This is a genomic window from Streptomyces sp. NBC_01351 (assembly GCF_036237315.1).
Classification (GTDB): Bacteria; Actinomycetota; Actinomycetes; order Streptomycetales; family Streptomycetaceae; genus Streptomyces.
Genome location: NZ_CP108356.1, coordinates 7,293,427 through 7,308,799, shown reverse-complemented (window position 1 = coordinate 7,308,799; position 15,373 = coordinate 7,293,427). Strand labels below are relative to the sequence as shown.

Genomic DNA, 15,373 nt, shown 5'->3' with positions numbered 1-15,373 from the left:
GTCCGGGGCCTCTTGGACCCGGGGCCATTGGAGCATAGGTGATTGTTACCTATACTCACAATGAACGGCGTCCTGATATTGTTCCCGGCATGAGCTCCGCCTCCGACACCGATCGCCTCCTCGCCGAACAGCTCCTCCGCCTGACGCGCAGGCTCCACCGGATCCAGAAGCGCCACATGGAGCCGCTCGGGATCACTCCCGCTCAGAGTCGGCTGCTGCGCCTCGTCTCGCACTACGAGGGCGAGCAGCCGCCCCGGATGGCGGACCTCGCGGCCCGCCTGGAAGTGGTCCCCCGCGCGGTGACCACCCTGGTCGACGGCCTGGAGGCGGCCGAGTGCGTGCGCCGCGCGCCCGACCTCGCGAACCGCCGTGTCATCCGGATCGAGCTCACCGACACCGGCCGCGCCACGCTGCGCCGTCTGCGCAACGCGCGAACCGACGCGGCAGAGGAGATCCTGGCTCCATTGACCGCCGACCAGCGCGAGGTGCTCGGCGGTCTGCTGAACGCGCTGTCGGACGCCCCGGCGGAGCGCACCTGCTGAGCAGACGGCCGCGCCCGCGCGGGCCGCGATGAGGCGAGGGGTCGCACATGCCGCTGCTGGAACCGAAGCCGGGGGCCATGCGCCCGCGCAGCATCAGCGGCCCCGCCCCCGACCGGGTCCCCGAGCACCGGTCGGGCGGCACTCCGGAACCGCTGCGCACCGAGCTGACCGAACTCCTGGGCGCCGAAAAGGTCCTGTGGAAGGTCTCCGACCTGGTCCGCTACGCCTCCGACGCCTCCCCCTACCGCTTCGTCCCCCAGGTCGTGGTGATCGCCGAGGACATCGACGACGTCTCTGCGGTGCTCTCGTACGCCCACGGCCGCCAGCGCGAGGTGGTCTTCCGCGCCGCCGGGACCTCGCTCAACGGCCAGGCCCAGGGCGAGGACATCCTGGTGGACGTACGCCGCCACTGGGCCGGGATCGAGGTCCTCGACGGGGGCCGGCGCGCCCGGATCCGGCCCGGCACCACCGTCATGCGGGCCAATGCCGCCCTCGCCCGGCACGGCCGGATCCTCGGCCCCGACCCGGCCAGCGCGATCGCCTGCACCCTCGGCGGGGTCGTCGCGAACAACGCGTCCGGCATGACCGCGGGCACCACGAGGAACTCGTACCGCACGCTCTCCTCCCTGACCTTCGTCCTGCCCGGCGGCACCGTCGTGGACACGGCCGACCCGCTCGCGGACGAGGAGCTGGCGCGCGCCGAACCGGCCCTGTGCCACGGGCTGATGGAGATCAAGAGGGAGATCGAGGCCGACGCCGCACTCGTCGCCCGGATCCGCGCCAAGTACGAGATCAAGAACACCACCGGCTACCGCCTCGACGCCTACCTCGACGGCACCACCCCCGTGGAGATCCTGCGCGGTCTCATGGTCGGATCGGAGGGCACCCTGGGATTCATCTCCGAGGTCGTCTTCGACACCCTCCCCCTCGACCGCGCACTCTGCTCCGCCCTGCTGTTCTTCCCCTCCCTGCCCGCAGCGGCCGCAGCCGTGCCGCTCTTCAACGAGGCGGGCGCCATCGCCGTCGAGCTGATGGACGGCAACACCCTGCGCGCCTCGGTCAGCGTCGAGGGCGTACCCGCCGACTGGGGCGGCCTGCCCAAGGACACCACCGCCCTGCTCGTGGAGTTCCGGGCGCCGCACGAGGAGGGCAGGGCCGCCCACGAGCGGCGCGCGGCCGAGGTCCTGGCCGGGCTCGACCTGGTGGCACCGGTGGCCTCGGTCACCAACGCCTTCACCCGGGACGCGCACACCATCAACGGCTACTGGAAGGCCCGCAAGGCCTTCGTCACCGCCGTGGGCGGGGCCCGCCCCTCCGGCACCACCCTGATCACCGAGGACTTCGCGGTGCCGCCGTCCCGGCTGGCCGAGGCCTGCGAGGCGCTGCTCGAACTCCAGGCGGAGCACGGCTTCGACGCGGCCGTCGCCGGTCACGCGGCCCACGGCAACCTGCACTTCCTGCTCGCCTTCGACGCCTCCGAGCCCGCCGACGTCGAGCGGTACGCGGCCTTCATGGACGCCTTCTGCCGGCTCACGGTGGAGCGGTTCGACGGCTCCCTGAAGGCCGAGCACTCCACCGGCCGCAACATGGCGCCCTTCCTGGAGCTGGAATGGGGCCCGCGCGCCACCGAACTGATGTGGCGCACCAAGCAGGTCGTCGACCCGGACGGGGTGCTCGCACCGCGCATCCTCCTCGACCGCGACCCGGGGGCCCACCTTCGCGGGCTGAAGACGATCCCGCGCGTGGAGGCGGTGGCCGACCCGTGCATCGAGTGCGGGTTCTGCGAACCGACCTGCCCCAGCGAGGACCTCACGACCACTCCCCGCCAACGGATCGTGCTGCGCCGCGAGATGAACCGCCAGCAGCCCGGCTCCCCCGTGCTCGACGGGCTGTTGGACTCCTACGGCTACGACGCGGTGGACACCTGTGCGGGCGACTCCACCTGCAGGCTCGCCTGCCCGGTCGGCATCGACACGGGCGCCCTGATGAAGGACTTCCGCCACCGCCGGCACAGCCCGCGCGAGGAGGCGGCGGCCGCGCTCGTCGCACGCCGGTTCACGGCCGTCGAGTCCGCCGCCCGGCTGGCCGTGGCCGCCGCGGCCACGATCACGGACCGGCTCGGGGACGGGCTGCTCACGGCGGTGACGGGCGCCGCGCGCAAGGCCGTACGCCCGGACCTCGTTCCGCAGTGGCTGCCGCAGATCCCCGGGGCGGCCGCCCGGAAACTTCCCCCGACCCGGCGGGTGGGCGCCGCCGCCGTGTACTACCCGGCCTGCGTCAACCGGATCTTCGGCGGACCGGAGGGCCGGCCGGGCCCCTCCCTGCCGGAGGCGGTGGTGGCCGTCTCCGAGCGGGCCGGGAAGCCGGTGTGGATCCCCCGCGACGTGAACGGCACCTGCTGCGCGACCATCTGGCACTCCAAGGGATACGAGGCCGGCAACCGGGTGATGGCCAACCGGATCGTGGACGCGGCCTGGGGCTGGACGGCCGGGGGGCGGCTGCCGCTCGTCGTCGACGCCTCCTCCTGCACCCTCGGCATCGCGCACGAGGTGGTCCCCTACCTGACAGAGGACAACCGGGCGCTGCACGCCGAGTTGCGGATCGTCGACTCGATCGTGTGGGCGGCGGACGAGCTGCTGCCGCACCTGGAGGTCCGGCGCACGGTGGGCTCAGCGGTGCTCCATCCCACCTGTTCGATGCGGCACCTGGGCGACGAGGCGCAACTGCGGGCGGTGGCCGAGGCGTGCGCGGACGAGGTGGTGGTCCCCGACGACGCGGGCTGCTGCGCCTTCGCGGGCGACCGCGGCATGCTGCATCCGGAGCTGACGGCCTCGGCGACGGCGCGCGAGGCGGCCGAGGTGACGGCCCGGGACTTCGACGCGTACCTGTCGGCGAACCGGATGTGCGAGGTGGGCATGGACCGGGCGACCGGCCGCGGCTACTACTCGGCCCTGCTCGAACTGGAGCGCGCCACCCGACCGTGAGCGCCGGTGTGCGCGACCCTCCTGACCAGGCTCTACGCAATCACCCAAGTCCGTAAACCTGCTCGCGGAAGGCCACTGTCCACGGAAAATCGATTGCCCGGCGCGGATCCGGAAGGCGAACCTTGCACGGTTTGGACCACTCGACCAGTCATGGGGCGTCATGCAGATCAGCGATCTTCCGTATCCGGATCCCGGGGTACCCGACGCTCGCTCAGGCCCCCGCTTCCTCCTGTGGCTGGGGCGCGGTCAGCTCGGCGGCCAGTTCAAGAGCCTGGCCTGGGGAATGCTGCACTTCACGGGCATCGCCGGCCTGCCGTACGCGGTGGGCCTGGGCGTCGACGCGGTCGTCCGGCGCGACTCCGGCCGGCTGCTGCTCGTCGGCGGACTGCTCGTGCTGATCGGCATCGCCATCTCGCTGGGCGACGCCATGCTGCACCGCACGGCCGTCACCAACTGGATCACCGCCGCCGCGCGCGTGCAGCAGCTGCTCGCGCGCAAGACGGCCGAGCTCGGCTCCGCCCTGACCCGGCGGGTCGCGGCCGGCGAGGTGGTCGCGGTCTCCACCGGCGACGTGGAGAAGATCGGCTGGTTCGTCGAGGCGGTCTCCCGCTTCCTCGCGGCCGTCTTCTCGATCGTCCTCGTCTGTGTGGGCCTGGTGTTCTACGCACCCGAGCTGGGCGTGGTCGTCGCGGTCGGCGTGCCGCTGATCGCCCTGGCCGCGCTCCCGTTGCTGCCGCGCGCGACCAAGCGCGCCGACGTCCAGCGGGAGAAGGCGGGCAAGGCGACCGAGCTGGCCTCCGACACCGTCGCGGGGCTGCGCGTCCTGCGTGGCATCGGCGGTGAGGAGCTGTTCCTCGGCCGCTACCGCGAGGCCTCGCAGGAGGTCCGCAAGGCCGCCGTGCGCAGTGCCCGGATGTGGGCGCTGATCGCCGCGATCCAGGTGCTGCTGCCGGGCGCGCTGCTGATCACGGTGGTCTGGTACGGGGCCACGCTCGTCCTGGACGGGCGGATCGCGGTCGGTGAACTCGTCGCCGCGTTCAGCGCGGTGGCGACGATGCTGTACCCGCTTCGCCACTTCGAGGAGATCGCCATGGCGTACTCCTTCTCGCGTCCCTCCGCCAAGCGGGCCGCCAGGGTGCTGTCGCTGACCCGGCACGACCCCGCCGGGCACGCGCCGGGCGCCGAGGCGCCGGAGCCGCCGGCTCCGGGCGGGGACCTGTACGACCCGCAGACCGGGCTGCTGGCCCCCACGGGCCGGTTCACCGCCGTGGTGTGCGGGGACCCGGACGTGGCGGGCCGGCTCGCGGACCGCCTCGGCGGCCATCCCACGGACACGGCCGCCGACACCGCTCCGGGGCCCTCGGTGCTGCTGGGCGGGGTCGCGCTGGACGAACTCGCACTGGACGACGCGCGCCGCCTGGTGCTCGTACAGGACAAGGATCCGGTGCTGCTGTCCGGGACGCTGCGGGAGCTGTTCGACGTACCGGCTTCCGGTGCGGTGGACTCCGGCGACGCGCTCGCGGCCGCCCAGTGCGCGGACGTCCTGGACGCGCTGCTGCAGTCGGCGCCGGACGGCATCGACGACCCGATGGACGCACGGATCACCGAGCGCGGCCGGTCACTGTCCGGCGGGCAGCGCCAGCGGCTCGCGCTGGCCCGGTCCCTGGTCACCGACCCGGAGGTGCTGGTCCTCGACGAGCCGACCTCGGCGGTCGACTCGCACACCGAGGCACGGATCGCCGACGGTGTGGCGGCCCTGCGCGCCGGCCGGACCACGGTGGTGCTGGCGTCCTCGCCGCTGCTGCTGGACCGCGCCGACCGGGTGGTCCTCATCGACGGGGGCACGGTGGCGGCGGTGGGCACGCACCGCGAACTGCTGGGCTCCGAACCGCTCTACCGGGCGGTCGTCACCCGCGAGACGGAAGAGGAGCAGGAGCTCGCCGGGCTCCGGCTGACGGACCTGCACGAACGACTCACAGAGATCGAGGAATCCGCATGATCGGCGTGGCGCCGCCGGAGTACGACCCGGCTGCCCCCGAGACGGCCGCGACCCTGCCCGTGGGCACGTCGGCGACCGTACGGGGCTATGTGCGCGGCCTGTTCCGACGCCACCGGCGTGCCTTCCTGGCGCTGGTGGGCGTCAACGCGGTCGCGGTGATCGCCTCCATGGTCGGCCCGTACCTGCTGGGCCGGGTCGTGGACGACCTCGCCACGGGGGCGCGCGAGCTCCATCTGGGGCGCGTGGCACTGCTGTTCGCGCTGGCTCTCGTGGTGCAGGCGTTCTTCGTCCGGCTGGTCCGGCTGCGCGGGGCGATGCTCGGCGAGGAGATGCTGGCCGATCTGCGCGAGGACTTCCTGGTGCGGTCGGTGGGCCTGCCGCCGGGCGTGCTGGAGCGGGCCGGTACCGGTGACCTGCTGTCGCGGATCACCACCGACATCGACCGGCTGGCCAACGCGATGCGGGAGGCCGTGCCCCAGCTGGCCATCGGCGTGGTGTGGGTGTCGCTGCTCTTCGGGGCGCTCGCGGTGACCGCGCCGCCGCTGGCGCTGGCCTCGCTGGTGGCGCTGCCGGTGCTGGTGATCGGCTGCCGCTGGTACTTCAAGCGGGCCCCTTCGGCGTACCGCTCGGAGTCGGCCGGCTACGCGGCGGTCGCGGCGGCACTGACGGAGACGGTGGACGCGGGCCGCACGGTCGAGGCGCACCGCCTCGGGCCGGAGCGGATCGCGCGGTCGGAGCGGCGGATCTCGCAGTGGGTCGCGTGGGAGCGGTACACACTGTTCCTCCGGACGGTCCTGTTCCCCGTCGTCAACGTCACGTTCATGACGATCCTCGGGTCGGTGCTGATGATCGGCGGCTACTGCGTGCTGCAGGGCTGGATGACGGTGGGGCAGCTGACCACGGGCGCGCTGCTGGCGCAGATGATGGTCGACCCGATCGGTCTGATCCTGCGCTGGTACGACGAACTGCAGGTGGCGCAGGTTTCGTTGGCGCGCCTGGTGGGCGTGCGGGAGATCGAGCCGGACGCGGGGGACGCGAAGGTGTCGCCCGAAGGCCGGGACGTACGCGCCGATGCCGTCCACTTCGGCTACCGGGAGGGCGTGGACGTCCTGCACCAGGTGTCGATGGCCGTGCCGCCGGGCACCCGGATGGCGCTCGTCGGCCCGTCGGGCGCGGGCAAGTCCACCTTGGGCCGGCTGCTCGCCGGCATCTACGCGCCCCGGAGCGGCGAGGTCACGCTCGGCGGGGCGCAACTGGCGCGGATGACGGCGGAGCGGGTGCGCGAGCACGTGGCGCTGGTCAACCAGGAGCACCACGTCTTCGTCGGCTCGCTCCGGGACAACCTCCGCCTGGCACGGACGGGCGCCGGGGACGCCGAGTTGTGGGAGGCGCTGGGCGCGGTGGACGCGGACGGCTGGGCGCGGGCCCTGGAGGCCGGCCTGGACACCGAGGTGGGCTCGGGCGGCACGGCGCTGACTCCGGCGCAGGCGCAGCAGATCGCGCTGGCCCGGCTGGTGCTGGCGGACCCGCACACACTGGTGCTGGACGAGGCGACCTCGCTGCTGGATCCGCGCGCGGCACGGCACTTGGAGCGCTCGCTGGCGCGGGTGCTGGAGGGCCGTACGGTCATCGCCATCGCCCACCGGCTGCACACGGCGCACGACGCGGACGTGATCGCGGTGGTGGAGGGCGGTCGGATCAGCGAACTCGGCTCGCACGAGGAGTTGGTCGCGGCCGACGGGGCCTATGCGGCGCTGTGGCGGTCCTGGCACGGATGATCAAGCTCCGCGGGTGGGCTGCGCAGAAGAGAGCGCGCTCCTGGCCACTTTCAACTTATAGCGCAGTGGGGGGCTTGCGGCAAGGCCCCCGTTCTGACGCAGAATCATCGGCCTAGGCCAGATCCTGCGGACATGGGAGATTCACTCAGTGCGAGCTTCGACCCGTACCACCAGCGCGTTCGACCTTCCCGATCACCTCTCGCCCAAGGCCGACCCCACGCTGATCGAGGGCGACGAGCAGCACTTCGCGGCCATCTCCGAGAGCCTGGAGCAGTCCATCGCCGAGGTGTCCGACCGCCTCGACGCGGCGCGCCTGGCGCCCGGAGGGATCGGCCGTGAGGCGATGGACCGGGACACCGAGATCCACCGTCTCACCGGCCGGCTGCGCGCCCTGCGCCGCTTCGGTCTGGACCTCTGCCTCGGTCGTATCGTCGGCACGGACAGCCCCGAGCCCGTGTACATCGGGCGCCTCGGCCTGACCGACAGCACGGGGCGCCGACTGCTGCTCGACTGGCGCTCGCCCGCGGCCGAGCCGTTCTTCGCGGCGACCCACGCCAACCCGATGGGCCTGTCGAGCCGCCGCAGGTACCGCTGGACCCGCGGCCGGATCACCGACTACTGGGACGAGGTGTTCAACGCCGACGGGCTCGAAGGGCACGCCGCGCTCGACGACCAGTCCGCCTTCATCGCGAGCCTGGGCGGCAACCGCTCGTCCCGGATGCGCGACGTGCTCGGCACCATCCAGGCCGATCAGGACGCCATCATCCGGGCGGGATCCCGCGGCGCCCTCGTCGTCGACGGCGGCCCCGGTACGGGCAAGACCGTCGTCGCGCTGCACCGCACCGCCCACCTGCTGTACTCCGACCCCCGTCTCGGTCATCGTCGGGGCGGCGTGCTGTTCGTCGGTCCGCACCGGCCTTACCTCGACTACGTCGCCGACGTGCTGCCCAGCCTCGGCGAGGAGGGCGTGCAGACCTGCACCGTGCGGGACCTCGTCGAGGAGGGGGCGGGGGCACCGGCCGAGGCGGACCCGGAGGTGGCCCGCCTGAAGGCGTCCGCGGACATGGTGAAGGCGGTGGAGCCGGCCGTCGCCCTCTACGAGGAGCCGCCCGCCAAGGGGATGTGGGTCGAGACCCACTGGTCCGACATCTGGCTGAGCCCCGAGGAGTGGGCCGCGGCGTTCGAAGCCCCGGAACCGGGAACCCCGCACAACGAGGCGCGCGACCTGATCTGGGAGGAGCTCGTCACGATCCTGCTGGACAAGCACGACGGCGACGAGGTCTCGCCCCAGCTGTTCCGCAGGTCCCTGCGGCAGAACCGGGAGCTGGTGACGACCCTGAACAACGCGTGGCCGATGCTCGAGGCGACCGACCTCGTCGGCGATCTGTGGTCCGTACCCGCCTACCTGCGCAAGTGCGCTCCGTGGCTCGGCCCCGATGACGTCGTGAAGCTGCAGCGCTCGGACGCCCACGCCTGGACGGTGTCCGACCTGCCGCTCCTGGACGCGGCGCGGCAGCGGCTCGGCGACCCGGAGGCGTCGAAGCGCCAGCGGCGCCACGAGGCCGCCGTCGCCGCCGAACGCGCGCGCCTGGCCAACGTCATCGACAGCGTGCTCGAAGCCGATGCCGACGGTGAGGGCGCAGTAACGATGCTGCGCGGGAAGGACCTGCAGGACAGCCTGATCGACGAGACGGCGCTGCCCGGCACCGACCGGGACCTGCTCGTCGGCCCGTTCGCGCACATCGTGGTGGACGAGGCCCAGGAACTGACCGACGCGGAGTGGCAGATGCTGCTGCTGCGCTGCCCGTCGCGGAGCTTCACCATCGTCGGGGACCGCGCCCAGGCCAGGAACGGGTTCACCGAGTCGTGGCGGGAGCGGCTGGAGCGGATCGGGCTCGACCGGATCGAGCTGGCTTCCCTGGGCATCAACTACCGGACGCCGGAAGAGGTCATGGCGGAAGCCGAGCCCGTCATCCGAGCCGTGCTGCCGGACGCCAACGTGCCGGCCTCCATCCGCAGCAGCGGCGTCCCCGTCGGCCGCGGATCCGTTTCGGACCTGGATTCGATCCTCGGCGCCTGGCTCGGCGCCAACACCGACGGGATCGCCTGCGTCATCGGGGAGCCGTCGTTCCCCGGGACGTCGCGCGTCCGGTCGCTGACCCCGACCCTCTCGAAGGGGCTCGAATTCGACCTGGTCGTCCTCGTCGACCCTTCGAGGTTCGGCGAGGGCGTCGAAGGGGCGGTCGACCGCTATGTGGCGATGACCCGTGCGACCCGGCAGCTCGTCATCCTGACGAGCTCCTGACTCGGGCCGGTGGCCGCCGTCGTGGTGTCACGGCGGCGGCCACCGGGGCCCCGGCTCTAGATGAAACCGAGTGCGGAGGCGCCGCCGAAGCCGCCCAGCAGGACGAACACCGGCATCAGGACCTTGAGCTCCACCCAGCTGCCGGCCCGGAAGCGGATCGCCTTCGGCGGACCGAGGGGGTACCAGCGCTTCCCCGCGATCGGAAGGGGCCACAGGACCGGGCAGCCTGAGACGGTGAGCGCGTCTCCGATGTCGTGGACCAGGGCCCCGAGCACGATCGGCAGGCCGAGCCAGAGGTACTCCTGGCCGGTTCCGGTGAACAGCCAGTTCGCTCCGTTGCCGGGCTGGTCGAGGACCCCGGCCAGGATCCACGCGCTGGTGGCGCCGAGCAGCCAGACCAGGACGTCGCTGGACATCCGCGCCGCCCGCCACAGCAGCCCTTCGACCGCCAGTACCAGGTGGACGAAGAGCAGCGCGAGCACGCCCCAGCGGTCGGCGGTGACGGCGATCGCGGAGGCCCCGCCGCCGATCAGGACCGCCCAGAGCCAGGTGTGGGTCAGCGTGCGGTGGCCGCCGGTGCGGCGGGCGTCCTTCTTGGAGCGGGTCGCCTTGTAGACGGCGTAGGAGATCTTGTCGACCACCTCGCACAGGCCCCGGGACAGCGGGCCGAAGGCGCGCGAGATCGTCGCCGACTTGTGGTCGAGGTCGGGGGCGAGAGCCGCTCCCGCGCAGATCAGTGCGCCGACGACGAGGACGGGCCACGGCATGGGGTGCCCGGCGGCCGCGGTCGCGGCGCCCACCCCCAGCCAGGCCGCTGCCCCGGACAGTGAGTGCGCCGGACCCATCATGGTCGTTCCCCGCCCCGGTGGTGTGGTGTTCGGGCCCCGTCGACTGGTTCGTTCGGGCCGCTATCGACGGCACAGCGTACCGTCGGTGATCTTCATTCCGTCCGCCGGTTCCCTCATCCGGGGGGAAGCCAGGCAAGATGGGGGGTGTGACCCTCATTGATCAGCTCCCGCCGAACGCCGACCCCGACGCCCTCTTCGAGGCTTTCTCCTCGTGGGCCGAGGACCAGGGCATCACCCTGTACCCGGCTCAGGAGGAGGCGCTGATCGAGGTCGTCTCCGGGGCGAACGTGATCCTGTCCACCCCGACCGGCTCCGGCAAGAGCCTCGTCGCCGCCGGCGCGCACTTCACCGCCCTCGCCCAGGACAAGGTCACCTTCTACACCGCGCCGATCAAGGCGCTGGTGTCGGAGAAGTTCTTCGACCTGTGCAAGCTCTTCGGCACGGAGAACGTCGGCATGCTGACCGGCGACGCGTCCGTGAACGCGGACGCCCCGGTGATCTGCTGTACCGCCGAGGTGCTGGCCTCGATCGCGCTGCGCGACGGCAAGCACGCCGACATCGGCCAGGTCGTGATGGACGAGTTCCACTTCTACGCCGAGCCGGACCGCGGCTGGGCGTGGCAGATCCCGCTGCTGGAGCTGCCGCAGGCGCAGTTCGTGCTGATGTCGGCGACCCTCGGCGACATGAAGCGGTTCGAGGAGGACCTGACCCGGCGCACCGGGCGTCCGACCACGGTGGTCCGCTCCGCGACCCGGCCCGTCCCGCTGTCGTACGAGTACGTCACCACGCCCATCACCGACACGATCACCGAGCTGCTGGAGACCCGGCAGGCGCCGGTCTACATCGTTCACTTCACCCAGGCCCAGGCGGTCGAGCGGGCGCAGTCGCTCATGAGCATCAACATGTGCACCCGCGAGGAGAAGGACAAGATCCAGGACCTGCTCGGCAACTTCCGCTTCACCACCAAGTTCGGCCAGAACCTCTCGCGCTACGTCCGGCACGGCATCGGTGTCCACCACGCCGGCATGCTGCCCAAGTACCGGCGCCTGGTGGAGAAGCTGGCGCAGGCCGGTCTGCTGAAGGTCATCTGCGGCACCGACACCCTCGGCGTCGGTGTCAACGTCCCGATCCGCACGGTGCTGTTCACCGCGCTCACCAAGTACGACGGCAACCGGGTCCGTACGCTGCGCGCCCGCGAGTTCCACCAGATCGCCGGCCGCGCCGGCCGGGCCGGTTTCGACACGGCGGGCTACGTGGTCGCCCAGGCGCCCGAGCACGTCATCGAGAACGAGAAGGCCCTGGCGAAGGCGGGCGACGACCCGAAGAAGCGCCGCAAGGTGGTCCGCAAGAAGGCCCCCGAGGGCTTCGTCGCCTGGTCGGACACCACCTTCGAGAAGCTGATCGCGGCCGACCCGGAGGCGCTGACCTCGCGGTTCAAGGTCACCAACATCATGCTCCTGTCGGTCATCGCCCGGCCGGGCGACGCCTTCCAGGCGATGCGCCACCTCCTGGAGGACAACCACGAGCCGCGCAAGGCCCAGCTGCGGCACATCCGCAGGGCCTTCGCGATCTACCGCTCGCTGCTGGACGGCGGCGTGGTCGAGAAGCTCGACACCCCGGACGCGGAGGGGCGGACGATCCGGCTCACCGTCGACCTCCAGCAGGACTTCGCGCTCAACCAGCCGCTGTCCACCTTCGCCCTGGCCTCCTTCGACCTGCTGGACCCGGAGTCCCCCTCCTACGCCCTGGACATGGTGTCGGTCGTGGAGTCCACGCTGGACGACCCGCGCCAGATCCTGGCCGCCCAGCAGAACAAGGAACGCGGCATGGCGGTCGGCCAGATGAAGGCCGACGGGATCGAGTACGAGGAGCGGATGGAGCGGCTCCAGGACATCACCTATCCCAAGCCTCTCGACGAGCTGCTCTTCCACGCCTATGACGTGTACGCCAAGAGCCACCCGTGGGTGCGGGACCACCCGGTCTCCCCGAAGTCGATCATCCGCGACATGTACGAACGCGCGATGACCTTCACCGAGTTCACCGCGTACTACGAACTGGCCCGTACCGAGGGCATCGTGCTGCGCTACCTGGCGAGCGCGTTCAAGGCCCTGGACCACACCATCCCGGACGACCTCAAGTCCGAGGACCTGCAGGACCTGATCGAATGGCTCGGCGAGCTGGTCCGCCAGGTCGACTCCAGCCTGCTGGACGAGTGGGAGCAGCTGGCGAACCCGGAGGTGGAGACGGCGGAGCAGGCCCAGGAGAAGGCCGACCAGGTGAAGCCGGTCACCGCGAACGCGCGCGCCTTCCGCGTCCTGGTCCGCAACGCCATGTTCCGCCGGGTGGAGCTCGCCGCCCTGGATCACGTCAACGTGCTGGGCGAGCTGGACGCCGAGTCGGGCTGGGACGCCGACGCCTGGGGCGACGCCATGGACGGGTACTGGGACGAGTACGACGACCTGGGCACCGGTCCCGACGCGCGCGGCCCGAAGCTGCTGCAGATCGAGGAGGACGCCCAGCACGGCCTGTGGCGCGTCCGGCAGACCTTCGCCGACCCCAACGGGGACCATGGCTGGGGCATCAGTGCCGAGGTCGACCTCGCGGCTTCCGACGAGGAGGGCCGGGCCGTCATCCGGGTCACCTCGGTGGGCGAGCTCGGCGCGCTCTGACCCGCACCCGCGTCCCGCCGTCCCGACCACCCACCGTGGAGATCCTCTGATGACGAACCCCGCCGAGAGACTGGTCGACCTGCTCGACCTGGAGCAGATCGAGGTCAACATCTTCCGGGGTGCCAGCCCCCAGGAATCGCTCCAGCGCGTCTTCGGCGGGCAGGTCGCCGGCCAGGCGCTGGTGGCCGCCGGCCGCACCGTCGAGAGCGACCGGCCCGTCCACTCGCTGCACGCGTACTTCCTGCGCCCCGGAATCCCCGGGGTTCCGATCGTGTACCAGGTGGAGCGGGTGCGCGACGGGCGGTCCTTCACCACGCGCCGGGTCACCGCGGTCCAACAGGGCAAGACGATCTTCAATCTCACCGCCTCCTTCCATCATCCGGAGGAGGGCAGCATCGAGCACCAGCTGCCTCCTCACCATTACCCCCATCCGGACACGCTCCCGAAGGTCGCGGACGAGATCCGCGAGCACCTCGGAGAGCTGCCGGAGGCGCTGGAGCGGATGGCCCGCCGCCAGCCCTTCGACATCCGCTACGTGAACCGGCTCCGCTGGACCCCCGCAGACCTCAAGGGCGCCGATCCGCGCAGCGCGGTGTGGATGCGGGCGGTCGGCCCGCTGGGCGACGACCCGCTCGTGCACACCTGCGCCCTCACCTACGCCAGCGACATGACCCTCCTCGATGCCGTGCGCATCCCGGTGGAACCGCTGTGGGGGATGCGCGGGTTCGACATGGCGAGCCTCGACCACGCCATGTGGTTCCACCGGCCGTTCCGTACGGACGAGTGGTTCCTGTACGACCAGGAGTCGCCCATCGCGCACGGCGGGCGGGGCCTGGCCCGCGGCCGCATCTACGACCTGGAGGGCAGGCTGCTGGTCTCCGTGGTCCAGGAAGGACTCTTCCGCCCCTACCCCTCCTCTCCCTCTCCGAAGAACTGAGCACGCGCATGCCTACCCCGGCCCTCCCCTGCCCCTGCGGGCTGCCCGCCGCCTACCCGGAGTGCTGCGGCCGCTTCCACTCCGGTGCACAACAGGCACCCACCGCGGAGCAGCTGATGCGCTCCCGCTTCAGCGCGTTCGCGGTCGGCGACACCGCCTATCTGATGCGCTCCTGGCACTCCTCGACCCGCCCGTCCGACCTCGATCTGGATCCCGGGCAGCGCTGGGAGCGGCTGGAGATCCTCGCGACCGAGCGCGGCGGGATGTTCGAGACGGAGGGCTCGGTGGAGTTCCGGGCCCACTACCGCGAGGGCCGGCACGCCGGCTCACTGCACGAGCACAGCTCCTTCACCCGCGAGGCGGGGGCCTGGGTCTACGTCGGCCCCCTCTCCCCCGTCGAGTTCGACTGACCGGGCTGCGATCCGCCGGACCGTGACTGCCCGGGCTGCGACTGGCCGCGCGCTCCGGTGAGGGCGAAGTCCAGGCTGGTGCGGTACCAGTGGATCTCCTCCGGCCGATCGGCCTCGAGCAGTCTCAGTGCCACCGCCGCGGCCGCCGGGACCTGCGGATGCCCGTAGGGCGGCGGCGGGGCGAGGGCGTCCAGCACGGTCCGCTCCGCCCGGTCGGGCACCGCCTCCCGCAGCTCACGCTCCGGGAGTACGCAGGCCAGTACCGCGGCCCGCTCCCACGGGTCGGCCGTCCGTCTCAGCAGCAGCCCGACGTGCCGCCCGCGCCACTTCCGGGGGCGCAGGTCCGCCTTGGCCGCCATCAGCTCCCGGTCCCCCGGTGGCGCGGCCCCGCGCAGAGCGGCCGGCTCCCGGGCGGCGAACTCCCTGAGCTCCGCGGCCAGATAGAGCCACACCACGGCCCGGTAGCGGTTGATCCGGTAGCCGACCGGGGTGAGGTGCCCGCAGCGCGCGAGCCGGGTGAACCGGCTCGGGCCGACTCCCAGCGCCCGCGCCGCGGCCGCCGCTCCGGCCACGGTCTCGACCCGCTCGCGGAGCGCCTCCGGCCAGACAGCGCCCGGCCGGGACTCCGCCGACCTGACCCGCTCCAGCTCGGCCCGCGCGTAACGCGCGGCCCCACCACGCGCCGGCGGCCCGGCGCGCACGATCCCCAATTGGACGGCCCTGGCGAACTCGCTCCGGCTCAGCCCCAGTTCACTGGCAGCCCGCACACTCCCCACCGGCACGTCCTGCTGCGACACTGTCTGCGGCTGCGGCAGCGCCTGCGGCATTACCTGCGGCAGCACGCTCTCCATCTGCATCATCACGGTCTCCCCCACGAGTGTCGATCACTCTGTGTAAAGAC

Annotated in this window: 10 protein-coding genes; 8 read left to right on the top strand and 2 right to left on the bottom strand. The window is 72.0% G+C overall.

The genetic code is table 11. The features are described 5' to 3' along the window. Positions 1-89 precede the first annotated feature (89 nt). The 5 genes from OG625_RS33660 (at position 90) to helR (ending at position 9,608) form a co-directional block, all read left to right on the top strand. Positions 90-542 carry a MarR family winged helix-turn-helix transcriptional regulator gene (locus OG625_RS33660; RefSeq protein ID WP_329388528.1) on the top strand — a complete coding sequence of 151 codons (453 nt, stop codon included), beginning with the start codon at positions 90-92 and terminating at the stop codon, positions 540-542. A gap of 47 nt (positions 543-589) precedes the next feature. Continuing rightward, complete coding sequence (locus OG625_RS33655; protein ID WP_329388526.1) at positions 590-3,526, top strand: FAD-binding and (Fe-S)-binding domain-containing protein; 2,937 nt, start codon at positions 590-592, stop codon at positions 3,524-3,526. A 160-nt stretch (positions 3,527-3,686) separates the two neighbouring features. Beyond that, the gene (locus OG625_RS33650; protein WP_329388523.1) at positions 3,687-5,525 is read left to right on the top strand and encodes an ABC transporter ATP-binding protein; all 1,839 of its coding nucleotides are present in this window, start codon (positions 3,687-3,689) and stop codon (positions 5,523-5,525) included. Next, positions 5,522-7,303 (top strand): ABC transporter ATP-binding protein, encoded by a 1,782-nt coding sequence (locus tag OG625_RS33645; protein ID WP_329388521.1) that lies wholly within the window; start codon positions 5,522-5,524, stop codon positions 7,301-7,303. The genes OG625_RS33650 and OG625_RS33645 overlap by 4 nt, the downstream gene beginning before the upstream one ends. A gap of 148 nt (positions 7,304-7,451) precedes the next feature. Continuing rightward, positions 7,452-9,608, top strand: a complete 2,157-nt coding sequence (gene helR, locus OG625_RS33640) for an RNA polymerase recycling motor ATPase HelR (RefSeq protein WP_329388519.1) — start codon at positions 7,452-7,454, stop codon at positions 9,606-9,608. Positions 9,609-9,664: 56 nt separating this feature from the next. On the opposite strand, the gene OG625_RS33635 is transcribed toward helR, so the two are convergent. Further along, positions 9,665-10,456, bottom strand: a complete 792-nt coding sequence (locus tag OG625_RS33635) for a metal-dependent hydrolase (protein ID WP_329388517.1) — start codon at positions 10,454-10,456, stop codon at positions 9,665-9,667. Between the two features lie 146 nt (positions 10,457-10,602). Here OG625_RS33635 and OG625_RS33630 point away from each other — a divergent pair, with 146 nt between their 5' ends. Genes OG625_RS33630 through OG625_RS33620 form a run of 3 tightly spaced genes read left to right on the top strand, consistent with a single transcriptional unit; the run spans position 10,603 to position 14,472 of the window. After that, on the top strand, positions 10,603-13,125 hold the full coding sequence (locus OG625_RS33630) for a DEAD/DEAH box helicase (protein ID WP_329388515.1): 2,523 nt from the start codon (positions 10,603-10,605) through the stop codon (positions 13,123-13,125). Positions 13,126-13,174: 49 nt separating this feature from the next. After that, positions 13,175-14,062, top strand: a complete 888-nt coding sequence (locus OG625_RS33625; RefSeq protein ID WP_329388513.1) for an acyl-CoA thioesterase — start codon at positions 13,175-13,177, stop codon at positions 14,060-14,062. A gap of 8 nt (positions 14,063-14,070) precedes the next feature. Continuing rightward, entirely contained in the window at positions 14,071-14,472 is a 402-nt protein-coding gene (locus OG625_RS33620) for a YchJ family protein (RefSeq protein WP_329388511.1), read from the top strand. Here the strand turns inward: OG625_RS33620 and OG625_RS33615 are convergent. After that, on the bottom strand, positions 14,436-15,332 hold the full coding sequence (locus OG625_RS33615; RefSeq protein WP_329388509.1) for a DUF6397 family protein: 897 nt from the start codon (positions 15,330-15,332) through the stop codon (positions 14,436-14,438). The genes OG625_RS33620 and OG625_RS33615 overlap by 37 nt on opposite strands. Between the last annotated feature and the right edge of the window lie 41 nt (positions 15,333-15,373).

Excerpts from the sequence above, each read along its gene's own strand:
- OG625_RS33660 (WP_329388528.1), top strand. The coding sequence starts at position 90 with ATGAGCTCCGCCTCCGACACCGATCGCCTCCTCGCCGAACAGCTCCTC.
- OG625_RS33655 (WP_329388526.1), top strand. The coding sequence starts at position 590 with ATGCCGCTGCTGGAACCGAAGCCGGGGGCCATGCGCCCGCGCAGCATC.
- OG625_RS33650 (WP_329388523.1), top strand. The coding sequence starts at position 3,687 with ATGCAGATCAGCGATCTTCCGTATCCGGATCCCGGGGTACCCGACGCT.
- OG625_RS33645 (WP_329388521.1), top strand. The coding sequence starts at position 5,522 with ATGATCGGCGTGGCGCCGCCGGAGTACGACCCGGCTGCCCCCGAGACG.
- OG625_RS33635 (WP_329388517.1), bottom strand. The coding sequence starts at position 10,456 with ATGATGGGTCCGGCGCACTCACTGTCCGGGGCAGCGGCCTGGCTGGGG.
- OG625_RS33625 (WP_329388513.1), top strand. The coding sequence starts at position 13,175 with ATGACGAACCCCGCCGAGAGACTGGTCGACCTGCTCGACCTGGAGCAG.
- OG625_RS33620 (WP_329388511.1), top strand. The coding sequence starts at position 14,071 with ATGCCTACCCCGGCCCTCCCCTGCCCCTGCGGGCTGCCCGCCGCCTAC.
- OG625_RS33615 (WP_329388509.1), bottom strand. The coding sequence starts at position 15,332 with ATGATGCAGATGGAGAGCGTGCTGCCGCAGGTAATGCCGCAGGCGCTG.